The following is a 22,836-nucleotide window of genomic DNA, read 5'->3' on the forward strand; positions in this document are numbered from 1 at the left end:
CGGTCGCCGCCTTCACAACGTAATCTGGGCAAGCGGTTTTCGGGCAGGGCCGTGGATGACCGAACCATCGGCCGCGAAGATCGAGCCGTGGCAGGGACAATCCCAGGTGTGGTCCGCAGTGTTCCAGGTTACGGTGCAGCCCTTGTGGGTGCAAGTCGCCGAAACCGCCTGGAGTGCACCTTCGGTGTCTCTCCACGCCGCAATCTTTTCGTCTCCCCTGACGATCACGCCCCCCATACCAGGCGCAATGTCGTGGGTGGTCGAGACGATCGATTGACTGCGGCCGTTCTTGTGGAAGTCCTCAGGATAGGCCCGGGCCGGATCGTAGAGTTTTTGCCATGGGCTCGGGCGGCCGCAGATCAGGTCGGCGATCATCGTGCCCACGGCCGTCCCGTTGGTGATGCCCCAGGCGTTGAAGCCGGTGGCAATGTGGAAGCCGGCTGCCTTGGCGGGATCGGGCTCGCCGGCATATGGAATCCTGTCGGCCGTATCATAATCCTCATTGCACCAGCGCCACGCGACGTCGCCGACCGAAAGGTTCTTTCTTGCCCATTTTTCCAGTTCGACAAACCGTTTGGCCACGTCGCCGTCCCAGCCGGTGTTGAACTTGGGGCCGAGCGCGACCAGCAGCGGCCCTTCGGCATCGTGGCCCGTGCGGATGGAATGCGTCGGATCGTCGATGCCGATGAACATGCCGTCGACAGTGAGGGGATCGTCGATCCGAAAGGCCATGGCGGTGTGGCAGCGCGGTTGCGTCCGGTTCGCCATGCCGATGGGGCTCTTCACCGTCATGTTGGTGGCGACGACGACATGCCCGGCATCAACGGCGCCGCCATCGGTGACGATGCGCCAGCGGCTTGCCTCGTCGATCGACGTGGCGCGGCTGTTTTCGAAGATCCGACCACCATGGGCCGTCACCGCTTCCGCCAGGCCAACCAGATACATCGCCGGATTGAACTGCGCCTGGTCAGAAAACCGTAGCGCGGCGGCCGTTTCGAAAGGCAGCGGCGCGTGGTCGAGGATCTCGGCCTCCAGCCCGACCTGGCGGGCGGCCTCCGCCTCGGCCGCGACCTCCGCGCGCCGGCTTTCATCGCAGGTGTAGGTGTAGGCGTCCTTGCTCTCGAGATCGCAGGCGATGGCGTACTCGCGAACCCAATCGCGGATCTGTCGGGCGCCGGCGGAATTCGCATCGGCGTAGACCTGGGCCAACTCCCGGCCGACAGTGTCGATGAGATGACGATAGATCAGTGCATGCTGCGTGGTGATCTTGGCCGTCGAGCGGCCGGTCACCTGGCCGCCCGTGCGCAGGCCTTCAACGACGACCACCGACCGGCCTGCCTCGCAAAGGCGAAGCGCCGTCGTCAGCCCGACAATTCCAGCACCCACGACAACGGCGTCCGCACGGATCGAACCTTCGAGCTGGGGATAGTTCGTGGATCTGGCTGCCGCTGCCCAACAGCTTCCCGGTTTTCCCAAGAGAATGGCCATTTCAACCGCGCTCCTTGCGTCTCGATGCACTTCCATCGACAACCGCGCCAGCAGGGGAACGTTCCCGAGCTTGGTTGCTTCTTTCAGTCATTGTCCCGCCACCCCGGGTCAGAAAAGCACCGGGAAGGCGCGAGGTGCAGGCCATCACCCAGGTGATCGCCTCGCGGTCGTATTCGTCGCCGGAGCGCCAGTCCTCGAAGAAGGCATTCAGCCTATCGACACGCCCCGGCCAGATGCCGGCGGCTTGCAGGCCGAGCGATACGCCGTAATTGGTGAAGGCGAACTTGGTATCGCGCAGCCATGGCGCGCGGCTGAAATAACCGGGCGGGTCGACCCACATCGTTTCCAGGGTTCGTAGCGAACGCCTCGTCTGGGCCTCGGCCCACGGCTCGTCGGGAAAGAAATGGGCGAGCCACAGCATCATGCCGAGGCCGAGGTCCTGGTCGACGTCGAGTGTGCGCCAATCGCGCTCCATCAGGTCACGCATCTGCGCGATCTCGGGCGCCAGTTCCTCTTCGTCGAGCATGCGATAAGAGACGTAGCCGTCATAGGCATCCATGCTGCCGAGGCCGTAGCCGGGGTAAGGACCGCTCAAATCCTCCTGCATCTTCCAGATCACGCCGCGGCCGGGGACCACAAACGCCGGGTGAATGTCCCGCGCCAGCGCAATGCCGCGTTCGCGGTATTCCGGCTTCAGATCGCCGAGACGCGCCAGGGCAAACAGCCACATCGCCAGATAGTGGAAATACTGGCCGTCGCGATCGGCCGCTTCGCCGATCCTCAATCCGCGCCGGCGGCCGAGCACACGCTCGACATCCACCACCAGCCGCTCGGCCTCGTCCAGCCAGCGCTCTTCGCCAAGTTCCGCATAAAGCGAGACGTAGAGCACGACCCCGAATGCATCGGTCCACAGATATCGCAAGCCGTTGGGCCAGATGCCTTCGGCGCGCATCCAGTCGAGTTTTTGCAGGACATAATCGACGTCACGCAGCATTGCGCCAAGCCCCGAATCCACGGCAGACTTTGCCGATGTTCGGCTCCATGCGATTGCGAGCATGCGGCATATCTGCCTCAGGTTGATCTGGCCAGATATCGCCAAACGATCTGATCGGCGGCGGGGTTCCTTGGTCGCTTCCACCGGCCGCGACCGGGAACCCTCGACCCGATCATGAGTTTCGGGTCCAGGCGCTCACAACGGGATGCGGGAGGTTACCAGTCATTTTCGGAGCCTTTCAATCGAGGAGGCAAAGTTGCGACACCGCCAAATCAGAGTTGACGGAATTACTGTCTTCTTTCGCGAGGAAGGGCCGGCCGACGCTCCCGTGCTTCTGCTGCCGCACGGCTATCCCTGTTCCTCCTATCAGTTTCGAAGGCTGATGCCCGGACTGGCTGATCACTGGCACACGTTCGCCCCGGACTTTCCTGGCTTCGGCTATAGCGCTACGCCCGACATGGCTGCATTCGGCTACGATTTCGAGACCTATGCCGGGTTTTTGGCGGCTTTCGCGGACACGCTCGGCCTGTCCCACTATGCGCTCTGGCTGCACGATTACGGCTCGCAGATCGGATTGCGCCACGCCATCGCCTATCCGGAGCGCGTTGCCGCGCTTATCATCCAGAACGGCGACATCTACGAAGACGTGCTTGGCCCGAAATACGCAGCCATCAAGGCGTATTGGAACGACAAGACGCCCGACAAGCATCGCCCGCTGGAAGAAGCGGTGAGCGAGGAGGGCTTCCGGCACGAGTTCATCGGTGAGGTTGGCGAGGTCGTGGCCGAGCGCGTGCCACCGGATCTGTGGAAACTCCATTGGCCTCTGATGGACACGCCGCCCCGTCGGCGGCTCGCGGTCGGCCTGATGGAGAAGCTGGAGGCGAATCTTAACTGGTTCCCGAAATACCAGGCTTATCTGCGCGAACGGCAACCACCGACACTGATCGTCTGGGGTCCTGAGGATGGCTACATGCCGGCCGCATCGGCCCGCGCCTACAAGCGCGACTTGCCGCAAGCAGAGCTCCATCTCCTCGATGGCGCCGCCCACTGGCTACTGGAAACCCATTTCGATGAGGCGCTTGCGTTGGTGCGCGACTTCCTCGCACGCGTTCACAGCCGAGCACCGACGCAACCGTCAGGTAACCTCTTGAACACGTGGTGATCCCGACAGGGATCGAACCTGTGACCTACAGATTAGGAAGATGTAGGAACCCCAGCGTTTGCGCGGGCTCTAGCTGATTTGTTGCACTTTTGTTGCAGATAGGGGGCCAAGCAGCGCAGCTTCCGCTGCTGCCATAGCCGCTGCGTCGTCCGTGGCGGGAAACAGGTGGCCATAGGTGTCCATTGTCAGGGCGAGAGTGGAATGGCCCAGCACGTCCTGCACCTCCTTCGGGTTCATGCCCCTTCCGTCGCGCGACTTGGAATTGATGGACCAGCTGGCGAAGAAGTGCCGCAACGCGTGCAATCCCTCGTACTTCGCGACCGTGATGAATTGCTGCTTGCCGTCCTTATCCAGCACCGGCTTGCGCCCCTTTGTCCGTAGCACCTTCTGCTTTGTGAGGCCGGCAGCGATCTGCGGCGCACAAAGGCCGCGGCGTACAATGTTCTCATGGCGCTGCACGGTGCCGTTCTGTGTTGGAAAGACAAGGCCAAGCTCGCCCTTCGGGCAGCGCGTTTTCCAATGGGTCAATGTGTTGGCGACGTAGTCAAACATAGGGATAGTCCGCTCGCCGGCTTCGGACTTTGGTCGGCCAATCTCGTTGTTGGCGTCGGCGCGTTGCGTGACGTGGATCTTCTTGTGCTTGAGATCGACATCAGTCCAGCGCAGGCCCCGCAACTCGCTCGCTCGCATACCCGTGAAAATGGCGGTGATGATCAATTCCCGGTAGGCGGCATTAGGCTTGCTGAGTTCCACCAGTATGCTTTGGACTTCCGCTGGGCTCGGGATATCAACACCGATCTTAAGCTTGGCCTTTCGGCGTGCAGCGTGCCGCGCCTCCTTGCCCTTGCGGCGCTGTGACATTTCACGCACCGCATTGCGCACGGAATGGCCGCGTTCCTGGGCCTCGGAAATGATCCCGCTTAGGCTTGTGCGGACGGACTTGACCATCGCGCCCGAACGGCCTGCCTCCTTCAGCTTGTCCATGAACTTGCGCACTTCTGGAATACCGATGCACGAGATTTTTTCTTTGCCGATGAACGGCACGATATGGAGGCGGAGGTGCTGCTCGTATTGATCCGCCGTTTTTGTCTCCAGATCGTCCCTCGCTCGCTTGAGCCAATACTCTCCCGCTTTTTCTACGGTGATGTCAGCGGACAGCGGGACGTGTGAGTTGTTTCGTACCTCCACCCCCGTCTGGTCCCGAAACGCCACAGCGTCCTTGCGGCGCGTAAATTGTCGAACCTGCCGGTGGCCGGTCTGGTCGGTGTAATCAACGAGATAGGCTTCGGACGTCCCTTTCTTGGTGGTCCATGTGCGCTTACGAATACTCATGTCTCTGTGCTCCTGTCTGGAGCAACAATGTTGCAGAAAATCCGTTGGTCAGCAACGAGGCGGGTCTAACGCGGTTAATAATGGGACGCCGGCCAAAGCCGGGCCCTGTAGCGCGACAAGCATGCGGATCGCCCCAAGTGTGTGGGCAGCGCGCCTTGCACTGTAGGCGCCGCATTTTGCTTGCTGTTTTTGTGTCAGACTGCTAGATTGATAATTGACGTAAGCAGGCTCTAAAAAGCGATTCGTCAACGCAGATGTGCGGAAGCAAGCCCCGCCCGTCATCACCCAAATCGAAACCGTTTCAACGAACAAATCGATATCGGAGTTAACGTCATGACGATGTCAAGGCGCTGGCTTACCGTCGGGTTGACGATGCTTGGTATTGCCGCCAACGTCTACAGTCTGTCGCCATTAGCCCAGCAAATAATCCGACTCATCAGAAACTAGAAACCCGGACCGGGCTGGCGTCTTTAGCTGCACACAGTCGAAGGCGCCGGCTCGGCTATGAAAACGTCCGATGACAACTACCAGTCGCTCTACCAACTAGGAATGTTGTCCTAGTCTGCTTTTCGTCCAACAAGGACGTGCCAGACAGGAGACATCACATGCCCAAGAGCAAAGACGTAGCGACCGACAAGCCGCAGACGAAGAAATCCCGCGTGCAGGAAATGCTGACTGCCGGCGCCGTCAGCGTCGCAGAAATTGCCGACGCACTTTCGATTAGCAAGCAGGCCGCCTATTCGCTGATCGGCGATTTGAAGCGCGCCGGCGTTGAAATTGCCGGTGCCCTCAAGGACGGCGTGATGTGCTACAGCGTTACTGCGCCAAAGCGCGGAAAGGCCAAAGCAGCCGCCTTTGGCAAGGGAGCGAGCGGCAGCGCTGCCCCGTCGGAGGGGAAGGAATGACGATTCAGCAACTCATTGAAGCGCTGACCGCCATTCGCGACGTGAACGGCGCCGACATTGAAGTCCGCATGGGAAGTAAGTGGCGGTCGCATTCCGTGGCTGAGGCCCAGGTTGTCTTTCAGGAAGCCAACGCCTTCGAACCCTATGTGCTGATCATCGCCGAAGCCAACTGACTCGGGTAACGATGGGGCGCTGGGCGACAGCTCCGCGCCCCCGTTGCTGATGTCAGCCGCGCAGCCTGTTGATCCTCTGGGTGAACTTGCCCGCCGTTGGCGCGCTGCGCTTCTGCCGGTAGCCCACCCCATCATCGGATTCCAGAAAGCTAGCGACGACCCTCTCCACCGGGAACCCACCGTAGGCTGACGTAGCTATCACGACCGCGCCGCTGCCGTCGTCTGACGCCTGCACCACAAACTTGTTCCGCTGCTGGAGCAGTGCTGCCACACCTTCCTGTAGCCCCGGCTTGATACCTGCTTTGGCAATTTCAGCGGCGAGCGAGCGCTCTACCGTCTCCCTATCCCGCTTGGCTTTCGCATGCCCGGCGGACAGGCGTTCGATCTCGGTTGAAAGGCGATCCCTTTCCCCCTCATACCATGCCTTCAGCTCGCGCCCTTCGTCGTTCAGGATGAAGCGGTCTGGGTACTTGGGGTGGACGCGATAAGCTTCCTTGAAGTCGTCGGGCACGTCGTCCATCGAGTTGACCAACACTGGCATGCTGAACATGCCATGTTCGTCCACGTACGGCTTTGCCATGGTCGTTCTCCCTTATGCCGCGTCCCGGTAGAGGGCTTGCAGTTCCTCACGCGCCTTCATCGCGGCTTCAGCGAGCGTAATGGCTGGCGAGTTCGCGACGCGTTCGACGAAGCCAACGAATGCATCGCCCTGCGCCTCAGCCAGTGCCAGCGCCTTTTTCAGGCGACGTGACCGCTCATACTGGGCAGCGAAGAACTGGCTCCGGTAACGATGCCGCACAATTCCCATGTAGCCGGGCGTCAGGCCCGAGAGATAGGGCGGCCAGCGCAGAACGGCACCCAGCACTGTCTTGTTCTGCGTCTTGAACGCGTCGTTGATAGCCGCCTTGCGCTGGGCCTCCGTCATCGTCTTGAATGCGGCGCGGAACTCAGCTTCAACGGATGCACTGACCGGCGACAACGCCGGAGCCGCTGTGTCCTTCTCGAACTGTTCCAGTCCGCCAGCGATTCTCGCCCGGGCGGCATCGAGTTTCGTTGCCACGGCGGCGGACGACGACAGCGCGTGGTTTCGAACTTGCAGAAGCCCGACTTCAGGCACCTGCGTTCTGTCGCGCATTGTCACGTCAGCGAACTTTACGATGCGTTGCGCCGCCTCGCGAGCCGCTTTGATCGAGTTGGCGAGGTCATCCAGATCGTCGTCCTCGACCTTTTCGCGGCTGACAGGATCGACAGCGTGAAACTGTTCGATCAGCCTTTCATCGACTGACACAGGTGCATTGACTGCCATGGATTTTCTCCTTCACACTTTTCTATTTTCGACTACGAGCAAGTGGTAGCTGACCGTCGCAATGGCCGGCCTGATCTCGATGAACCCGACGCCGGTAAACTGCCGTCTGCGCACTGCCAGCATGACCCTCGCAATGTCGCCATCACGACTCATGTACTCGCCGCGATTTCCATCGACCCACACTTTGTCGCCCGAATTGAAAACAGGTGTTTCTATCGGGATTAGCCCTTCCGTGTTCCGCTGGTAGCTGCTGTATGTTCCGTACATGTTTTTGCGGACCAACTTTGCCTCACGTCTCCCGCTCGGGTTGCTGAGAAACCCGCTCACGACCCAGCGAAGCTGTCCTGATCCTGCTACGGACAGGGCAACGATGTCGCCGACCGCTACGGTCATCAGATTTCCTCCGCGCGCGCTATGCGGCCCTGCGCTTGCGAAAAATCGATGGGCGGCAAGCCGGCGCGGTCACGCTGCACCAACAACGCGAATTGCCAACGCCACAAAATGAGGTGGTCTGAGCCGCCGCTGTCGCTATCATATTGCACCGCGACGAACAGGTCGTTGAAGCCCGACGCTTTGACCAGCATCTTGCCGTCATGCGTCTCCATGAAGGGGTGAACTTCTGCCGTAGCGGGCACCGCGAAATGGAGCGTGTCCTGTTTCACAAGCGACACCGAACCATTCAGGTACCCAGCTGACGTGTAACCCACTTCAAAGTCGTTGCGCTGCCAACCCTTCCGGATGTCGGATTGGGGACGCAGTGTGAACAGCAAGTTGGGCGTGCCATTCCAGTCAATAGCGCGAATCAGGAAAAAGTGACGGCCCTTGCCGAGAGCGCGTTCGTAGGCGCCTTCCTCGACCGCATAGCCGATGATCCATTTGTGCTTACGCCTTGATGTTATGATGTCGCCGCTGCGCATGTTCTGTTCTCACATCGGAATTGCTATGGTGGTGGTTTTCGTCTGACGCCGAGCCTGTGCGATCACTGCCAGGCACCCAGCGACGGCGTTCGCCACGTCGTCATGCGCTTCGGCTTTGTGATCGATTGTCTCACGCCCCGCGCTGGTCACGCGGCGCTGAAGACCAACGAGCTGCGCGACCATCTTCCCGTGGTCCAGCAATTGAATGCTGTGGCTGTTCAACATCGGCAGGAAGTTGAGGAATAGTTCGGTCTTGGTCATTGGCGACCGCAGGTATCGGATGCCATGCCGCTCAAAGGCAGCCGTCACCCATTCACCACCGTAAGCATCGCCATAGACGCTGTCGCAGCCGTAGGATTTCAGGATAGCCGAAAACTTGGCGACAACTTCTTCAGGCTTAAACGGCGGCTTCGCTTCCTCAAGCCGATCCAAAACTATCAGATCCTTGCCCAGCTGCTGGTCGTCTAAGCCGTCATGACCGATTGCGAGCGTGAAGCTGTCACTTGACCCGCCGCTCGGGTCACAGAATGCCCTGTAAGGTTGCCGCAGGGCGTTGGGCAGGATGACCGCCAGTGCCGCAACTACGCAGGCCTGCACAGTTTCAAGGCTCACAAAGGCCTCAAGATCATTCCTGAATTCGCCCAAATATTCGGCGCGCGCTTTGGCTTCATCCTTTTCCAGTGCGCGATCAACGACACGCTGCGCCAATGATGGATTGAAGGTGCGGCTCGCGCCCCTCGCGACCAGGATAAGGGGATCACCGTTTGGACCGAAGTCGCGCTCAACCGCTTGGAACACTTCACCCGACTTTGCGTGCGGCGAGCTAATCGCAATCAGCGGCCCAGATGTCGTCGCGAGCGAAGGGCGCACCGCATTCAAGATTTCCGTATCGGTGTTCGCGCTATTTTCCTCGGACTGGAAGAATGCCAGTTCGTCGAAGATTGCGCCGATACTGGTGACGCCGCGCAGCCCGCGCCACGACGCGGCGCGCACTTCCAGTTCAATGCCGGTCTTGAGCTTGATGACATCGGCGCTGACGTTCTCCACCATCTCCCGGAACAGGGGTAGGTCGGTGAAGGTCGACCGCGCATAGCCGAAAGCGATGCCGGCCTGTTTGGCGTTATAGGCCATGTACAGGAGCTTGCCGGTTTCACCGGGAACCAGCTTGTCGCTCCAGTCACAGAGTCCGGCTAGGTAGGTGCTCAGGACGCTCATCGCCCTCGTCTTGCCGCCACGGCGTCCGACGATGCCCCAGAACTCCTCGACAGGGGACAGCGGTTCGTGGTGGCGCTTCGTCAGCTGCGTGAAGAGTGATCGTTCTTCGTCCGTGAGCGGTTCGCCCATCAAGGCGATCAGGAGCATCCGCCATGCCTGCCAGCTGTCGCCTTCGAGGATGGTCCCGAACAGGTCCGGGTCGGCAAGGGCTTCGCGCATGGAGATGAGAGGCTTCATGCTGCGCCCTGCCGCTTGGACGCCAAGTGGTCTTCGATGGTCTTGGGCGGCTTGGCTGCTCGCTTCAGGCCCAGCGACTCCAGTAGGCGGCGGAGCGAGTTGGCGCTGGTCTGGTACTTCATGAGGTCATCAGTGTTGACCGTGCCCTCGTTGGCGAACTGCACTTCCATCTGTTCCAGTGCGAGGGCAATGTGCGCGGCACTCTTGATGATAATGTACTGGCTCTGGGCGATAGCGTCGGGGCCGCCCAGATCAGCCACGTGCTGCGCGATGACGTCATACAGGCGCTTGGACCATGCCGTCCGGCCATCGACCCCAGGCAACAGGGCGCTGCCGTTTGCGACGCCGCTTTTGCCTTTTGTCTTCTTAGGGACTGGATAGGGTGTGCCCACTATGCATCTGCCGTGTAGTTTGCCTGTGGATTGAAGTAGTGCAATGCTTAGGGCGCGCTGTAACATCGACGCAACATGAACCTTTTTCCGCAATAGTTTGAATCGCTTACATGTGTACTACGGATACAAAAACTGTAGGTCGAGCAAGAGCTTTTAGCCCAGCTGCATCAAGCCCAGTGCTGCAATAAAAAGCGCGAGGTGACCAGATTTTCATCTCACCGCACAACACCCAACATTTACCGATCCTAGAGTGGGAAATTTTGCACTGGGAAAAAGCGCAAGCCGCAACGGGGTGTGTAAATGTCCCGGTTTGTGAGGTGTGTACCGTCACCGCCCATAGCCATCTGGGTGGAAAGGGTCCCTCCCACTGTCAACCGCGTCCCGATTTAATCGCGCCTGCTGGGCACTGTGCCGCCGTTCCACGACAGCATCTGTCAGTCTCAGTCCCTTGTAGATGGTAGTGCGTTCATTGCCCGTGCCAGTGTCGCCACTGCCCAGTCCGGGAACTGCTGTGCGCAGATTGCGTCCAAACCACTTCTTTGTGCCTGCCCTGTCGATATTGGAGCGCTGGCACCACGCCTCCCACTCGTCGAACAAGTCGTCGATGGTGACTTCAAACCCCGGACCAACCTCACAGCAATCCTTCACGAAGGCGCGGGCAGGGGACGCAAGCATCTCCATCTCGTCCACCACCGCCTCGCTGCGTGACGGCTGGATGAAGTGCCCACGCTTTCGCAGACGCTCATAGCCCTCCATCGCCCAATTCAGGATGCCAGCCATTTCAGTCTTGAGCTTGTCGAACAGCCCTCTGTCCTCTTCGCCGAGGAAGCTCACCTCCATCATCAGCACAAGGAAGCGGCTGGCGAGGGCGCCTGCACCATCGGAGAACGCGGGCACCTCATTTGTCAGGATCATGATGCGGGTATTCAGTCGTCCAATCCACGCGTCCTTGAACTTGCGATTGACGGTAAGCGTGTCCTCGCCGGAGATGGACAGCAGTCGCTCCGCCACTGTGGACTTGTCCGTCCTTGCGCCAATCCGCATGTCAGGCACGATGGCGAGGGGCTTTGGTATGAGCGATTCAAGCCCGAATGTATCGCCAAGCCCCGATGCAGTCGGGCCGGCGACCGAGTCGCGTCCCAGCAGTTGCGTCAGCACGCGGGCAATAGTGCCTTTGCCCGAGCGGCGTGGTCCTACGATGAGGAGTATTTTCTGCTGCGATGTGTCAGGCAGAAGCGTATAGCCAAACCACTCCTGCAGCGCGTCTATCGCCTCCTGATCGTCGACAAACACTTGCTTCAGGAATGCCAGCCATCTGCTGGGTGCGGAGGCGTCGGGATTGAACGACACTTCCGATGAACTGGTGTTGAAGAAGCTGGCAGTTGGTTGCCACATCTCGCCGCTCGGGACGTGAAGCAGTCCATTCTTCACTGCCATAAATTCTGACGCCGGCTTGTCGGGATCAGCATCCATCCATGCAGGCGCTGAAATGTCGTTGCGTAGGCGCGCGGCGGCGCGCAGCGCCTTGGTTACATCAGCTACGCGGGCAGAGTTTGGCTTGAACGGTGCTAGTCCCTCTTTGCCCGGTTGAAAGGCGACGGCGAGGAAGCCCCACGCATCAGCCTCGATCTGCTCGTCGTCGGCAATTGCATAGTGCGAGCCATTCCATACCCAGAAGGTGCTGCGGTGGCGCTGTAGCGTGCGCAGCCCCTTGTCGTCGGTGTAGCGCGCAAGCACCATGCTCCTCGCGCTGCGCATCGGGTCTGTCGGATCTAGGATCAAGCGGGGCGTGATGGGGCGCTGCTTGCCAGCCGCCAGTCCGGATTGAATTGATTTGCTCGACTCTTTCCGAGCGAGGCCACATTCATCCGCCGCTGCTTCAAGCCGCTTCCGAGCGTCCTCTTCATCAATGTAGCCGTTGGCGACTAGCCCACCTATCGTGAAGGCAGCTTTGTTCAAGTTGTCGTTGCGCTTGTGGCTGCCGTCTGGCGTTGCCGCCACCTTGGCGCACTCACTCTCCACCAGCTGCATGGCCGCGCCATTATCATCGTCCGCCGCGTCCACAACTTGCGGGATGGCTGCGGCAGGCGGATCGCCCCTGAACTGCCTTGCTGGGTATGTCTCGACAAGCCATGTCTTGTAGATGCGGACAAGCTGTGGCTCGCCTTTCTGGTGGTAGAAGCCAGGCAGACGCATGACGCGGGGCAAATCCTTCACCACCTCGTCACCATCAAACTTTGCGATGAGCTTGCGCTGGGCGGCAGGGAACTCGTCAAGCTCCATTCCCTCGACGCACCAGTACGCGTGCCATTTGCCCTCGGATGTCGTTACCACCACCTGCGGCGGGCAGACATCCTTCAGCACTGGGTCAAGTGGCGCGCCATCCAGATCGACAAAGACAGCGCGGACACGGATGATGTCTTCCGTTTTGCGCCCCTCGCCATTCGTCTCGTTGATGGTAACGAAGACACCGGCACCCAGCTTGTTGAGCTTGATTAATTCAGGGGCGCACTGGTGAAGCGATCCGTTCAGCACCCGCCCCAACTTTGGGTCTTTCTTTGGACTGTCGTCGATTGTCTGGAAGGTGAAGGATGTTGCCTCTGGATCGATGATATTCAGAAAGCGCTCAGCCTCGTCGATATCCACGGCAAGTGGCTGTTGTGTCATTACCCTACCCAATAAAATCTGTTGCAACGCAAGGTTGAAGTAGGGTAGCGTTTTGCGAGCATTGCCCAAGCTCGGGACGTGCTTTTAAGTGCTCATGCTTCTCCAGAACGCCGGTTCCTGTTCAGTCAGGAATCGGCGTTTTCTTTGGCGTAGGTAGCCACAGCCCTCCAAGCAACGCTGCTCGGGCGGCGAGTTCGAACGTATCGCCAACTACCATCTCGTCGATGTCCTCTCGGCTGCTTGGCGTAGCAAACGAAATGCGCCAGTTGGTGGTGAACTTGAGGATGGATAAATGGCCGTCGAAGTCAGCCGACATTGTTAACAGCCGATCCATAAGTTTGATGTCGTTGGCGTCCATCACGCCGCCTCCGTTCCGAGGAACAAGTCGTGCAGCTTTTGGCGGGCGACGCACCAGCGCCCAGCAAGCTTGCGAGCGCCAGGGATCGAACCGCTCTCCAGCAGGTAGAAAGCTTTGCGCTCGTCGCAGTTGAGGAGGTCGGCAATCGCCTTCGCACCCCAGATAATATCAAGGTCGGTATTTGCCATGTGTCGGTACTCCGAAATTGAGCACTGACAGTTCTGGCTTGAGACAGTCAGCGCTCGGGTTGCGCGGCCTTGCTCGAAGCGGGCCATATGACTGTCTGGGCGCCCAAAAGGGATGGGCGTGGGGCAACTATAGCGGCCCGCGTAATTATCGCAAGTGCGTGCAAGTGCGTAAAAGTTCGCGGTACTACGGTCCGAATCGGTGTTGCATGATTTGTTGCATGTAAGCGCAGCTAGCACGTGCAAAACCGCGGTAATGCGCGGTAGTAGCCGGTAGGCGTGCAACATAAAATCATCAGATTTTAAGAGCCACCAAATCTCCGCAAAGCCTTGTGCTGTATGGGTTTGCGAGTGGTGATCCCGACAGGAATCGAACCTGTGACCTACAGATTAGGAATCTGCCGCTCTATCCTACTGAGCTACGGGACCACGCGGCCCGACACATAACCGCTTCGGATCGTTTCGCCAAGAGGCAGTTAGGCCGCTCGCTTCGGCTCCACCGCGAACGGACTCAGGCCGAGCCAGGTCTGCATTTTGCGCGCGATATCCTGGTCGCCAGTCAAGATGACTTTCGGCCCGGCCTTCTCGACGGTGATCAGTCCCATCCAGATTTCGGTCATGGTGTGCAGGTCGGTCGAGACGTAGAGATCGACATCGAAGCCCGGGTCGTACCAGCAGAGGTCGACCTCGCCGTGCTTCTCGACGATCAGCCACCACGACCGTTTCGAGGCGGGGAGCTCCTGGTACAGAAATTGTATCACCGTGCGGCCATCGGGCAGCGGCGACGCATTGAGGTTGCGCCGCATGTCCCACATCAGCAGCGACGGATCGAGGTTCTTCAGCGACAACCGCGACTCGACCCATTTCTGCCCCCAAAAGCCCATCGCCTCGACAACGGAACGCAGATCCTTGCCTGCCTCGGTCATCCGGTATTCGAAGATGCCTTTCTCGCCGCGCACCTCCTTGCGCTCGACGATCCCGGCCAGCTCGAGCTCCTTGAGGCGTTGCGACAGAAGGGTCGGCGACATTTTGGGGACGCCGCGGCGCAGATCGTTGAAACGGGTCGAGCCCGCCACCAATTCGCGAAGCAGAACCATGGTCCAGCGGGTGCACAGCACCTCCGCGGCCATCGATAACGGGCAGAACTGTTTGTATCCGGACTGGGTCACGATGTTGCCTTCCCCTCAAACTCCGCCGGAACCATAGGCCTTTCCCAGCGACGCGGCGAGTACAGAAACTGTACCACACCAGTACAGATCGCGGACTGGCTGGCGCGACCCTTGCCGTGCGACCCCTCTGCCGCTGCACGGGATACCCCTGTGCACGACCAGGAGACATGACCCATGACCGCTTACGTTATCGCAGACATCAAGGTGAGGGACCCGAAGTGGATGCCGGCCTATGCCGCGTCGGTCCACGACCTCGTTCACAAGCACGGCGGCAGATATCTGTCGCGCAGCGGCAATGTGAAGACACTCGAAGGCAAGCCGCTCGACACGACGCTGATTGCCTTGATGGCGTTCCCGACCGAGGCAGCGGCGCGCGCCTTCACCGACGATCCTGCCTACGCACCGTTCGTTTCGGCCCGTCAGGGCGGCAGCGACAGCCGTTTCCAGCTGATCGACAACTCCGATCTGGCTGGGACGATCCCGTATCTGCCGAAGGGATGATCTTCCCCTGCATTCGTCGCATCGGGATAGGGATCTCCCAGCAACAACAGCCACAGCGCCCACCTGCCGGACCTCCTTACCTCCGGCGGCCAGCCGGGCTGTGCTTTTCAAGAAGAATGGAATGACTATGACAATCAACTTTCGCAATAGACTTCTCGCTGCCGCGGCGCTGCTGTCGGCCTGCACTGCGTTGGCGCAGGCGCATCAGGCAGCGCCCGCGTCCGGTCCCAATCCGCTGGCCGACAAGGTACCGCCGCCAACAGCCGCTTCGAGAATGTGGCGGCGGCGACCGCCGAGGGCTATGCGCCGATCCCCTGCGCCAGCGGCATCACCGGCGGCGCCATGGGCATCCACTACGTCAATCCCGGCTACCTCAAGGACGACGCTGTCGATGTCGCCAAGCCGGAAGCGGTGATGTACGAGCCGATGGCCGACGGCACGCTAAAACTGATCGCGGTCGAATACATCACCTCGAAAGGCCCGGCCTCGCTCGATGGGCATCTGTTCAACTTCAACAGCGCGCCCAATCGCTATGGCCTCGGTCCGTTCTATGAGCTGCATGTCTGGGCCTGGAAGGGCAACCCGACCGGCGCGTTCGCGGATATGAACCCGAACGTGTCGTGCGAACCGACGACTGCTGTCAGCCAGTAAGCAGCCGAGCCAGGCGGCGCCAACGCCGCCTGGCCGAATGTGGGAGCAGGCCCCAAAGAGGTCGGGATAGCGGAACTTTCGGGACGCCGGCGCGCTTTAGTGTCCCGAAGGAGACACCGCATGAGCGCCACCAAAGAGTTCTTTCAAACGTGGCTGCAGGAGAATGTCGGCAATTTGCCTGCCGAGAGCGAGGTGAGCGTCGCCGTTCTGGCGCAGCAATTCGAGCAGGACGCCGACGCTGCCGGCTATGGCCACGAGGTTCGCGAAGACGAACTCGGCAATATCCAGGAGGCGATCGAGGCAGCCCTGAAGAAGGCGAGGACAGGCGAAGAACCGCAACCCGCCGACGACAACGAGCTGGCGCCGGTCATGGAAGCGCTGGAGGTCGAGGATCCGAAGAGCGGGCCGTAAGCCAATGCCGAACGGCTACGCCGCCAGCGCTGTTTCCGCCAGCTTCACCCAATAGCTCATGCCGTGCGGGATGACCTCGTCGTTGAAGTCGTAGGCTGGGTTGTGCAGGCCGGCGGTATCGCCATTGCCGATGAAGATGAAGGCGCCCGGCCGCGCTTCAAGCATGTAGGAGAAATCCTCGCCGCCCATCACCGGCTGGATCGCGCGGTGCACATAGCTGTCGCCGGCGACGTCGGCCGCGATGTCGCTGGCAAAGACCGTCTCTTCCGGATGGTTGAAGGTGACCGGGTAATTGGCATTGTAATCAACCTCGATTGTCGCGCCGAAGGCAGCGCCCAGGCCTTGGCAAAGCGCGCGGATGCGCTCTTCGGCCTTCTTGGCGACCTCCTTCTTCAGCGTGCGTACGGTGCCGGCGATCTCGGCGGTCTCGGGAATGACGTTATAGGCATCGCCGGCGTGGAATTTCGTCACCGAGACGACCACCGCCTCGACCGGATCGGTGCTGCGCGAGGCGATCGTCTGCAATGCGCCGACGAGTTGGCTGGTGATGACGATCGGATCGATGGTGCCGTGCGGCATCGCCGCGTGGCCGCCCCGGCCCTTGACGGTGATGGTGAATTCGGCGGTCGCCGCCATGATCGGGCCCGGCCTGATGGCGAACTGGCCGACCGGCAGGCCCGGCATGTTGTGCATGCCGAAAACCTTGGAGATACCGAAGCGCTCCATCATACCGTCCTTGACCATCTCGTTGCCGCCGCCGCCGCCCTCTTCGGCCGGCTGGAAGATGACCGCGACGGAGCCGGCGAAATTGCGCGTTTCGGCGAGGTATTTGGCGGCACCCAACAGCATCGCGGTGTGGCCGTCATGACCGCAGGCGTGCATCTTGCCGGGGACGGTCGAGGCATAGGATTTGCCGGTGATCTCGTTGAGCGGCAGGGCATCCATGTCGGCGCGCAGGCCGATGGTCGAGCCTTCGCCGTGGCGGCCGCGGATGATGCCGACGACGCCGGTCTTGCCCAAACCCGTCACGATGTCGTCGCAGCCGAAAGCCTTCAGCTTCTCGGTGACGAAAGTGGCGGTCTTGAAGACGTCGAAATTCAGCTCCGGCGTCTGGTGCAAATGGCGGCGCCAGCCGGCCACCTCGTCCTGCATTTCGGCGGCTCGGTTCAGGATCGGCATGATGGTTCCATTTCGCTGTTGGAGCAGGCGGTCTTGGCCTGCTGCTTTGCAATTGTGCCTGTTGCCTTGCAACCATGCACGCTGCTTTGCATTGTGCTGCTGCTTCCACATTGTGATCGGCAGCACTTTGCCATGTTGACGTCACATAGAGTAAATAGCACCGCGACTGTGGTCCGGGAACAGAGGGCCGGACCATTATCCTGGCGATCGTGTAACGAAATCTTACGGAGCCAGGTGGGACTGCGGCAAGAGGCTATTTCGGTTTTCATGATGCGCTACAGGCATTTCCTCAAACTGTTGGTGGCGGGCACGGTGGCGCTTGCGTCGCTGGCCGGGCCTGCCTTGGCCAATCCGACAATCCTGTTCGACCTGAACAGCGGCAAGATCCTGCAGCACCAGGAGGCGTTCAGGCGCTGGTACCCGGCTTCGCTGACAAAGCTGATGACCGCCTATGTGGCGTTTCGTGCGATTGCCGCGGGTGAGGTCCAGCTCGATTCGCCGATCAAGGTGACGAAACATTCCGCCGGCGAGCCGCCGAGCAAGATGGGCTTCAAGCCGGGCTCGGTGATGCGGTTGGACAATGCGCTGAAGATGATGCTGGTCAAATCGGCCAACGATATCGCCATGGCGGTCGGCGAGAATATCGGCGGTTCGCAAGCGGCTTTCGCCGAACGCATGAACGCCGAAGCGCAGAGGCTCGGCATGAGCGGGTCCCATTTCGTCAATCCGAACGGGCTCTATTCGCCGGACCAGTATACGACAGCGCGCGATCTCGCTTTGCTGGTGATGGCGATTCGCAAGGAATTTCCGCAATATGCCCCCTGGTTCTCGATCGAAGGCCTTGCCGTCGGCAAGAAGGCGATCTCCAACTACAACCTGCTGATCGGCCGCTATCCGGGTGCCGACGGCATGAAGACGGGTTTCGTCTGCTCGTCCGGGTTCAACATGGTCGGCTCGGCGACCCGCAACGGCCGCACCCTGGTCGCCGTGGTGCTCGGCGAGCAATCGGCCGTCACCCGCGCCGAGGCGGCGGCAAAATTGCTCGACCAGGGCTTTGCAACGCCGGCGCCGAGCTGGCTGACGGTAGCGGCGCTGCCCGCCTATGGCGACACCATGTCGGCCAACGACATGAATGACGAAATCTGCAAGAAGAAGCCGGTCGATGAGCAGTCGGAAACCGCACCCGCCGTCGGCGACAAGGGCAAGGACGTGCCGAAATCGCCCTATCAGGAAAAGCTCGACCATGTACCGACGCTGATCGCCGTCGGCCTTGGCGGCGCCACGGGACCGAAGCCGAAGGCGATGCTCGACGCCTCCGGGCAGGAATATGCCGACGTGCCGCTGCCGACATGGCGGCCGGACCGGGCGCCGCCGGCCGGCGCCGAGCCAGTTGTGGCCGGATCCGCCACCGCCGCGCAGGTCCAGCAGCCGGCCAAGGCGCTGAACTAGCCGCATGGCCGGCTTCCCGATCCCCGTTTCGGTGCTCACCGGCTTTCTCGGTGCCGGCAAGACGACGCTGCTCAACCGGCTGCTGCGGGATCCCGCGCTCGCCGACACCGCCGTCATCATCAACGAGTTCGGCGAGGTGGCGATCGACCATCTCCTGGTCGAGCAGGCCTCCGACGGCATCATCCAGCTCTCCGACGGCTGTCTCTGCTGCACGGTGCGGGGCGAGCTGGTCGACACGCTGGCTGACCTCGTCGACCGCCTGCAGACCGGCCGCATCGACCGGCTTGCCCGCGTCGTCGTCGAGACCACCGGGCTCGCCGATCCCGCCCCCGTGCTGCAGTCGATCATGGCGCATCCGGCCCTGGTCCAGGCCTTCCGGCTCGACGGCGTCATCACCCTGGTCGACGCCGTCAACGGCAATGCGGCGCTCGATGCCCATGTCGAGGCGGTGAAGCAGGTGGCGGTCGCCGACCGTATCGTGCTCAGCAAGGCCGACCTGGCCACGGATGCAGGCGATGTCGAGGCGTTGCGGGCGCGGCTCAGGCAGCTCAACCCGGGCGCCGTGGTGCTCGACGCGAGTCAGGCAAGCGCCGCGACTCTGTTCGATTGCGGCCTCTACAATCCGGCCACCAAATCGGTCGATGTGCAGCGTTGGCTGGGCGAAGAAGCCGGCGACGACCATGACCATAGCCGGCATGACCACAGCGGGCATGATGACGACGGGCATCATGACGACGGGCATGACGGTGGCGATCACCATCACCATGATCATGGTCATGGCCATAGGCACGATTCCCGCGTGCGTTCGCATTCGTTGGTTCACGACGGGCCGGTGCCGTTTTCGGCAATCGAGATGTTCCTCGATCTGCTGCGCTCGGCGCATGGCGAGCGCCTGTTGCGGATGAAGGGCGTCATCGAGCTTGCAGAAGACCCGTCGCGGCCGCTGGTTATCCATGGCGTGCAGAAGATCCTGCATCCGCCGGTGCAACTGCCGGCCTGGCCGGACAGCCAGCGCGGCACCAGGCTGGTGCTGATCACGCTCGACATGCCGGAAGACTATGTCCGCCGGCTGTTCGCCGCCTTCACCAACCAGCCGTCGATCGACACGCCGGACCGGGCGGCACTGGAGAGCAATCCGCTGGCCATCGCCGGGCGGTGAAGCGGCTGATCTCCCCCCTCGAGGGGGAGATGGCCGGCAGGCCAGAGGGGGTTGCCGCGCGTGAAGCGCCAACTTTCTCTTTGGTCGTACATGGCGTCGCGCCAGCCGAGGCAACCCCCTCTGTCGCCTTCGGCGACATCTCCCCCTCGAGGGGGGAGATCACGCGCTCAGCCGCGCTCGACCAGGAAGCGGTGGCCGGCTGACATCGCCGTTGTCTCGACCAGCCGATGGCCGCTCTCGGCGCAGAAGGCGGGAATGTCGATGACGGCGAGGGGGTCGGTGGTTTCGAGCCACAGGCGGCTGCCCGGCTGCATTGTGGCCAGGCGCTTTTTTGCCTTGAGCACGGGCAACGGGCAGTTCAGGCCTTTGAGGTCGTAGACGGCGGCGGGGCTGGTTGAGGGCCTCTCTTCTTGGCCCCCATCTTCTTGTTCAAGCATGAAGTTCAGCCGCCAAACATGCCGAGCAGCTTTTTCTTCAACCTTGTCGCCGTGCTTTCGGCGTCCGCAGCCTGCGTTTCGACTGCCGGGGCGGCGTCCGATGGCGCTACGGTGGCAGTGGCGACAGGCATCTCTGCGGCGGTCTTGGCAGCTTCCTTTTCGGCGAGCGCCTGGGCTTTGGCAGCTTCCTTCTCGGCCAAGGCCTGTGCCTTGGCTGCCGCTTTCGCTGCCTTCGCCGCTTCTATCGCGGCAAGCCGCTGTTCCTCGGCCTTCTGCTTGGCAGCCTTTTCGGCGTCGAGGGCCGCCATCTTGCGGCCCGCCGGCGAATCGATGCGGCCCATGCGCGCCGTTTCGGCCACCGTGCCGTCCGGGTTGAGCGAGGGCGGCTCGATCGGAACGCGTTCGCCGCGGGCACGCCGCTTCGACCAGTCGGAAACGATGCTGGCTTCCTTGATCCCGGCGATGGTCGGCTTAGGTGCCGGCACGCTGGCCTTGACGGCGCCGTTGAAGGCCGCCTCATAGGTGCTTTGATAGGCGTTGATGGCGCTCTTCAGCGAATCGGGCTGGGTGGTCGCAGGGCAAGCGCCGGTCGGATTGAAGGTCGAGCCGTCGGCCGCAACCTGGTTGAAGACGTAGCGCTTCTCGCAGACGTCGACTTTCGGCGGCACCTTGGTGACCTCGAAATTGTCGTAGCCGACCTTCAGCATCTTCCAGAATTCGTAGTTCGGGTCGTTGCGATAGCGCGCCATGTTGGCGGCGGTCATGCGGAACGGAAAAGCCTGGATCTGGAACTCGGTCTGGCCGCCCTGGAAGGCGTCGCGGCCGAAAGCGTAAATCTGCTCGATCTGCGCGTCGGTCATCGAATAGCAGCCGGACGACGAGCAGGCGCCATGGACCATCAGGTTGGAACCCGTGCGGCCATTAGCGCGGTCATAGGCGTTCGGGTAGCCGATGTTGAAAGACAGGTGGTAATTCGACCGCGGGTTCATCTGTGCCGGGCGGACCGTGTAAAAGCCTTCCGGCGCCTGGCGGTCGCCTTCGGTGAATTTTGGCCCGAGCTTGCCTGACCATTTGCAGATGTCGTAGCTGGCGACCAGGTCGTAGCGGCCGTTGGTCTTGGCCTTCCAGATTTCGAGCTTGCCTTCTTCCTTGAAGATGCGGGCCATCACCGAAGAGGTGCGGACCATGCCCTTGGCTTTCATCTCGGCCAGGATCTTGTCCGGCAGCGGTTTGTTGGCTTGCGGCGCAAAATCCTTCATCGAAGCGTCATTGCAGCCGGCGACGCCGATCGCAGCGATCAGAACTCCGGTGCGGGCAAGCTTGGCAAACATGGATATGGCTATCGTCTTCATCTCTGCGCCGCGGATGCCGCAGCTGCTAAACCGACCGCTGACGGACCTTAAGCCTGTTAACCTTGAAAATTCCTTACCGCAATCAAGCGGCGCGTCCCCTTGCGTTAAGCTCACTGAGCCGAATGCGGCGGCATTTTTGTGGCGAAACTGGTTCACGCCGCCACATTTCGGGTCGCGTGCCTGCCGGATGTTACAGATTGCGGCCCATCGCCAGGTATTTCTCGCGGCGATGCTCGCGGAAGTCGGTGTTGGCGCCGGAGAATTCATTCATCGTCCTGGCGATGAGGTCGCCGGTGGCGGCAATCACCGTTTCGGGGGCGCGATGGGCACCGCCGAGCGGCTCGGCAATGATGGCGTCGATGATCTTCAGCTCCAGCAGGTCCTGCGCCGTGATCTTCATGTTGGTCGCCGCGTCCTTGGACCGCGTGGTGTCGCGCCACAGAATCGAGGCTGCGCCCTCCGGCGAGATCACCGAATAGATGGCGTGTTCGAGCATGTAGACGCGGTTGGCGGTGGCGATTGCTATGGCGCCGCCCGAGCCGCCTTCGCCGATCACCACCGAGATCGACGGCACCTTCAGGCCAAGGCAGGCCGAAGTCGAGCGGGCGATGGCTTCCGCCTGGCCGCGCTCTTCGGCGTTGACGCCGGGATAGGCGCCGGCCGTGTCGACCAGCGTCAGCAGCGGGATCTGGAAGCGGTCGGCGAGTTCCATCAGCCGCACCGCCTTGCGGTAGCCCTCCGGCCGCACCGAGCCGAAATTATGCTTCAGCCGGCTTGCCGTGTCGGAACCCTTCTCCTGGCCGATGATCGCCACCGGCTCGCCGCGGAAGCGGGCGAAGCCGCCGACGATCGCCTGGTCCTCGCCGAAATTGCGGTCGCCGGCGAGCGGCGTGAAATCGGTAAGCAGGCCCTTGATGTAGTCGATGCAATGCGGCCTGTCCGGATGGCGCGCCACCTGCACCTTCTGCCACGGCGACAGCGCCTTGTAGGCGTCGCGCAGCGCATCGCGCGAGCGCTTCTCGAGACGGGCGATCTCATCGCCGACATCGACCGCCTCGCCGTTCTCGGCAAGCTTCTTCAGCTCAAGGATCTTGCCTTCGAGATCCTGCACAGGCTTTTCGAAATCGAGGTAATTGTACATTCTTGGGCGGACCGGCAAGTCGGAAGGCAATGACTGACGCAAGCCTGAAAATGCAG

Annotated in this window: 24 protein-coding genes, 1 tRNA gene and 1 pseudogene; 8 read left to right on the plus strand and 18 right to left on the minus strand. The window is 61.3% G+C overall.

Features of this window, described 5'->3' with window-relative positions; genetic code table 11:
• Nucleotides 1-12: 12 nt before the first annotated feature.
• Complete coding sequence (locus NKJ84_RS01525; RefSeq protein ID WP_352505045.1) at nucleotides 13-1,488, minus strand: FAD-dependent oxidoreductase; 1,476 nt, start codon at nucleotides 1,486-1,488, stop codon at nucleotides 13-15.
• Between the two features lies 1 nt (nucleotide 1,489).
• Nucleotides 1,490-2,482, minus strand: coding sequence for a hypothetical protein (locus NKJ84_RS01530; RefSeq protein WP_352505046.1), 993 nt, complete (start codon nucleotides 2,480-2,482; stop codon nucleotides 1,490-1,492).
• Between the two features lie 205 nt (nucleotides 2,483-2,687).
• Here NKJ84_RS01530 and NKJ84_RS01535 point away from each other — a divergent pair, with 205 nt between their 5' ends.
• On the plus strand, nucleotides 2,688-3,644 hold the full coding sequence (locus NKJ84_RS01535) for an alpha/beta fold hydrolase (protein ID WP_352505047.1): 957 nt from the start codon (nucleotides 2,688-2,690) through the stop codon (nucleotides 3,642-3,644).
• A 69-nt stretch (nucleotides 3,645-3,713) separates the two neighbouring features.
• Here the strand turns inward: NKJ84_RS01535 and NKJ84_RS01540 are convergent, their stop codons facing one another.
• A complete protein-coding gene (locus NKJ84_RS01540) occupies nucleotides 3,714-4,976 on the minus strand; it encodes a tyrosine-type recombinase/integrase (protein ID WP_352505048.1) in 1,263 nt (420 codons plus the stop codon).
• Nucleotides 4,977-5,581: 605 nt separating this feature from the next.
• Here NKJ84_RS01540 and NKJ84_RS01545 point away from each other — a divergent pair.
• On the plus strand, nucleotides 5,582-5,881 hold the full coding sequence (locus NKJ84_RS01545) for a helix-turn-helix domain-containing protein (RefSeq protein WP_352505049.1): 300 nt from the start codon (nucleotides 5,582-5,584) through the stop codon (nucleotides 5,879-5,881).
• Complete coding sequence (locus NKJ84_RS01550; RefSeq protein ID WP_352505050.1) at nucleotides 5,878-6,054, plus strand: hypothetical protein; 177 nt, start codon at nucleotides 5,878-5,880, stop codon at nucleotides 6,052-6,054. Before NKJ84_RS01545 ends, NKJ84_RS01550 begins: the two co-directional genes overlap by 4 nt.
• A gap of 52 nt (nucleotides 6,055-6,106) precedes the next feature.
• Here NKJ84_RS01550 and NKJ84_RS01555 read toward each other — a convergent pair whose 3' ends face one another.
• From NKJ84_RS01555 to NKJ84_RS01605, 11 genes are all read right to left on the minus strand, one after another.
• Nucleotides 6,107-6,634 carry a hypothetical protein gene (locus NKJ84_RS01555; protein ID WP_352505051.1) on the minus strand — a complete coding sequence of 176 codons (528 nt, stop codon included), beginning with the start codon at nucleotides 6,632-6,634 and terminating at the stop codon, nucleotides 6,107-6,109.
• A gap of 12 nt (nucleotides 6,635-6,646) precedes the next feature.
• Nucleotides 6,647-7,360: a hypothetical protein gene (locus tag NKJ84_RS01560; protein ID WP_352505052.1), complete on the minus strand. Its 714-nt coding sequence runs from the start codon at nucleotides 7,358-7,360 to the stop codon at nucleotides 6,647-6,649.
• Nucleotides 7,361-7,372: 12 nt separating this feature from the next.
• The gene (locus tag NKJ84_RS01565; RefSeq protein ID WP_352505053.1) at nucleotides 7,373-7,753 is read right to left on the minus strand and encodes a hypothetical protein; all 381 of its coding nucleotides are present in this window, start codon (nucleotides 7,751-7,753) and stop codon (nucleotides 7,373-7,375) included.
• A complete protein-coding gene (locus NKJ84_RS01570) occupies nucleotides 7,753-8,277 on the minus strand; it encodes a hypothetical protein (protein ID WP_352505054.1) in 525 nt (174 codons plus the stop codon). Before NKJ84_RS01570 ends, NKJ84_RS01565 begins: the two co-directional genes overlap by 1 nt.
• A 9-nt stretch (nucleotides 8,278-8,286) precedes the next feature.
• On the minus strand, nucleotides 8,287-9,729 hold the full coding sequence (locus NKJ84_RS01575; RefSeq protein ID WP_352505055.1) for a terminase large subunit domain-containing protein: 1,443 nt from the start codon (nucleotides 9,727-9,729) through the stop codon (nucleotides 8,287-8,289).
• A complete protein-coding gene (locus tag NKJ84_RS01580) occupies nucleotides 9,726-10,121 on the minus strand; it encodes a hypothetical protein (RefSeq protein WP_352449269.1) in 396 nt (131 codons plus the stop codon). Before NKJ84_RS01580 ends, NKJ84_RS01575 begins: the two co-directional genes overlap by 4 nt.
• 327 nt (nucleotides 10,122-10,448) lie before the next feature.
• Nucleotides 10,449-12,788 carry a phage/plasmid primase, P4 family gene (locus NKJ84_RS01585; protein WP_352505056.1) on the minus strand — a complete coding sequence of 780 codons (2,340 nt, stop codon included), beginning with the start codon at nucleotides 12,786-12,788 and terminating at the stop codon, nucleotides 10,449-10,451.
• A gap of 121 nt (nucleotides 12,789-12,909) precedes the next feature.
• Nucleotides 12,910-13,146: a hypothetical protein gene (locus NKJ84_RS01590; protein WP_352505057.1), complete on the minus strand. Its 237-nt coding sequence runs from the start codon at nucleotides 13,144-13,146 to the stop codon at nucleotides 12,910-12,912.
• Entirely contained in the window at nucleotides 13,146-13,334 is a 189-nt protein-coding gene (locus tag NKJ84_RS01595; RefSeq protein ID WP_352505058.1) for a DNA-binding protein, read from the minus strand. Before NKJ84_RS01595 ends, NKJ84_RS01590 begins: the two co-directional genes overlap by 1 nt.
• Nucleotides 13,335-13,683: 349 nt before the next feature.
• Nucleotides 13,684-13,760, minus strand: a tRNA-Arg gene (locus NKJ84_RS01600).
• A gap of 47 nt (nucleotides 13,761-13,807) precedes the next feature.
• The gene (locus tag NKJ84_RS01605) at nucleotides 13,808-14,500 is read right to left on the minus strand and encodes a winged helix-turn-helix transcriptional regulator (RefSeq protein ID WP_352505059.1); all 693 of its coding nucleotides are present in this window, start codon (nucleotides 14,498-14,500) and stop codon (nucleotides 13,808-13,810) included.
• Nucleotides 14,501-14,674: 174 nt separating this feature from the next.
• On the opposite strand from NKJ84_RS01605, the gene NKJ84_RS01610 reads away from it, so the two are divergent.
• The 3 genes and pseudogenes from NKJ84_RS01610 (at nucleotide 14,675) to NKJ84_RS01620 (ending at nucleotide 16,063) form a co-directional block, all read left to right on the plus strand.
• The gene (locus NKJ84_RS01610; protein ID WP_023677873.1) at nucleotides 14,675-15,001 is read left to right on the plus strand and encodes a DUF1330 domain-containing protein; all 327 of its coding nucleotides are present in this window, start codon (nucleotides 14,675-14,677) and stop codon (nucleotides 14,999-15,001) included.
• Between the two features lie 121 nt (nucleotides 15,002-15,122).
• A pseudogene (locus tag NKJ84_RS01615) lies at nucleotides 15,123-15,652 on the plus strand (hypothetical protein).
• A 120-nt stretch (nucleotides 15,653-15,772) separates the two neighbouring features.
• Complete coding sequence (locus NKJ84_RS01620; RefSeq protein WP_352505060.1) at nucleotides 15,773-16,063, plus strand: hypothetical protein; 291 nt, start codon at nucleotides 15,773-15,775, stop codon at nucleotides 16,061-16,063.
• A 15-nt stretch (nucleotides 16,064-16,078) separates the two neighbouring features.
• Here NKJ84_RS01620 and NKJ84_RS01625 read toward each other — a convergent pair whose 3' ends face one another.
• Nucleotides 16,079-17,242 carry a M20 aminoacylase family protein gene (locus NKJ84_RS01625; RefSeq protein WP_352505061.1) on the minus strand — a complete coding sequence of 388 codons (1,164 nt, stop codon included), beginning with the start codon at nucleotides 17,240-17,242 and terminating at the stop codon, nucleotides 16,079-16,081.
• 270 nt (nucleotides 17,243-17,512) lie between these two features.
• Here NKJ84_RS01625 and NKJ84_RS01630 point away from each other — a divergent pair, with 270 nt between their 5' ends.
• Both NKJ84_RS01630 and NKJ84_RS01635 read left to right on the plus strand, forming a co-directional pair.
• Nucleotides 17,513-18,691, plus strand: a complete 1,179-nt coding sequence (locus NKJ84_RS01630; protein ID WP_352505154.1) for a D-alanyl-D-alanine carboxypeptidase family protein — start codon at nucleotides 17,513-17,515, stop codon at nucleotides 18,689-18,691.
• A 4-nt stretch (nucleotides 18,692-18,695) separates the two neighbouring features.
• Complete coding sequence (locus NKJ84_RS01635) at nucleotides 18,696-19,850, plus strand: CobW family GTP-binding protein (protein WP_352505062.1); 1,155 nt, start codon at nucleotides 18,696-18,698, stop codon at nucleotides 19,848-19,850.
• A 167-nt stretch (nucleotides 19,851-20,017) separates the two neighbouring features.
• Here the strand turns inward: NKJ84_RS01635 and NKJ84_RS01640 are convergent, their stop codons facing one another.
• The 3 genes from NKJ84_RS01640 to NKJ84_RS01650 form a co-directional block, all read right to left on the minus strand.
• Nucleotides 20,018-20,287, minus strand: coding sequence for a sulfurtransferase TusA family protein (locus NKJ84_RS01640; protein WP_352505063.1), 270 nt, complete (start codon nucleotides 20,285-20,287; stop codon nucleotides 20,018-20,020).
• A gap of 5 nt (nucleotides 20,288-20,292) precedes the next feature.
• Entirely contained in the window at nucleotides 20,293-21,618 is a 1,326-nt protein-coding gene (locus tag NKJ84_RS01645) for a L,D-transpeptidase family protein (RefSeq protein WP_352505155.1), read from the minus strand.
• 211 nt (nucleotides 21,619-21,829) lie between these two features.
• A complete protein-coding gene (locus tag NKJ84_RS01650; RefSeq protein WP_352505064.1) occupies nucleotides 21,830-22,780 on the minus strand; it encodes an acetyl-CoA carboxylase carboxyltransferase subunit alpha in 951 nt (316 codons plus the stop codon).
• Nucleotides 22,781-22,836: the final 56 nt, after the last annotated feature.

Source organism: Mesorhizobium sp. M0048 (assembly GCF_040323405.1).
GTDB lineage: Bacteria > Pseudomonadota > Alphaproteobacteria > Rhizobiales > Rhizobiaceae > Mesorhizobium.

Excerpts from the sequence above, each read along its gene's own strand:
- NKJ84_RS01540 (WP_352505048.1), bottom strand. The coding sequence starts at position 4,976 with ATGAGTATTCGTAAGCGCACATGGACCACCAAGAAAGGGACGTCCGAA.
- NKJ84_RS01585 (WP_352505056.1), bottom strand. The coding sequence starts at position 12,788 with ATGACACAACAGCCACTTGCCGTGGATATCGACGAGGCTGAGCGCTTT.
- NKJ84_RS01645 (WP_352505155.1), bottom strand. The coding sequence starts at position 21,618 with ATGTTTGCCAAGCTTGCCCGCACCGGAGTTCTGATCGCTGCGATCGGC.
- NKJ84_RS01570 (WP_352505054.1), bottom strand. The coding sequence starts at position 8,277 with ATGCGCAGCGGCGACATCATAACATCAAGGCGTAAGCACAAATGGATC.
- NKJ84_RS01590 (WP_352505057.1), bottom strand. The coding sequence starts at position 13,146 with ATGGACGCCAACGACATCAAACTTATGGATCGGCTGTTAACAATGTCG.
- NKJ84_RS01545 (WP_352505049.1), top strand. The coding sequence starts at position 5,582 with ATGCCCAAGAGCAAAGACGTAGCGACCGACAAGCCGCAGACGAAGAAA.
- NKJ84_RS01535 (WP_352505047.1), top strand. The coding sequence starts at position 2,688 with ATGCGGGAGGTTACCAGTCATTTTCGGAGCCTTTCAATCGAGGAGGCA.
- NKJ84_RS01620 (WP_352505060.1), top strand. The coding sequence starts at position 15,773 with ATGAGCGCCACCAAAGAGTTCTTTCAAACGTGGCTGCAGGAGAATGTC.
- NKJ84_RS01550 (WP_352505050.1), top strand. The coding sequence starts at position 5,878 with ATGACGATTCAGCAACTCATTGAAGCGCTGACCGCCATTCGCGACGTG.
- NKJ84_RS01595 (WP_352505058.1), bottom strand. The coding sequence starts at position 13,334 with ATGGCAAATACCGACCTTGATATTATCTGGGGTGCGAAGGCGATTGCC.
- NKJ84_RS01525 (WP_352505045.1), bottom strand. The coding sequence starts at position 1,488 with ATGGCCATTCTCTTGGGAAAACCGGGAAGCTGTTGGGCAGCGGCAGCC.
- NKJ84_RS01635 (WP_352505062.1), top strand. The coding sequence starts at position 18,696 with ATGGCCGGCTTCCCGATCCCCGTTTCGGTGCTCACCGGCTTTCTCGGT.
- NKJ84_RS01610 (WP_023677873.1), top strand. The coding sequence starts at position 14,675 with ATGACCGCTTACGTTATCGCAGACATCAAGGTGAGGGACCCGAAGTGG.
- NKJ84_RS01640 (WP_352505063.1), bottom strand. The coding sequence starts at position 20,287 with ATGCTTGAACAAGAAGATGGGGGCCAAGAAGAGAGGCCCTCAACCAGC.
- NKJ84_RS01530 (WP_352505046.1), bottom strand. The coding sequence starts at position 2,482 with ATGCTGCGTGACGTCGATTATGTCCTGCAAAAACTCGACTGGATGCGC.
- NKJ84_RS01650 (WP_352505064.1), bottom strand. The coding sequence starts at position 22,780 with ATGTACAATTACCTCGATTTCGAAAAGCCTGTGCAGGATCTCGAAGGC.
- NKJ84_RS01630 (WP_352505154.1), top strand. The coding sequence starts at position 17,513 with ATGCGCTACAGGCATTTCCTCAAACTGTTGGTGGCGGGCACGGTGGCG.
- NKJ84_RS01560 (WP_352505052.1), bottom strand. The coding sequence starts at position 7,360 with ATGGCAGTCAATGCACCTGTGTCAGTCGATGAAAGGCTGATCGAACAG.
- NKJ84_RS01555 (WP_352505051.1), bottom strand. The coding sequence starts at position 6,634 with ATGGCAAAGCCGTACGTGGACGAACATGGCATGTTCAGCATGCCAGTG.
- NKJ84_RS01565 (WP_352505053.1), bottom strand. The coding sequence starts at position 7,753 with ATGACCGTAGCGGTCGGCGACATCGTTGCCCTGTCCGTAGCAGGATCA.
- NKJ84_RS01575 (WP_352505055.1), bottom strand. The coding sequence starts at position 9,729 with ATGAAGCCTCTCATCTCCATGCGCGAAGCCCTTGCCGACCCGGACCTG.
- NKJ84_RS01625 (WP_352505061.1), bottom strand. The coding sequence starts at position 17,242 with ATGCCGATCCTGAACCGAGCCGCCGAAATGCAGGACGAGGTGGCCGGC.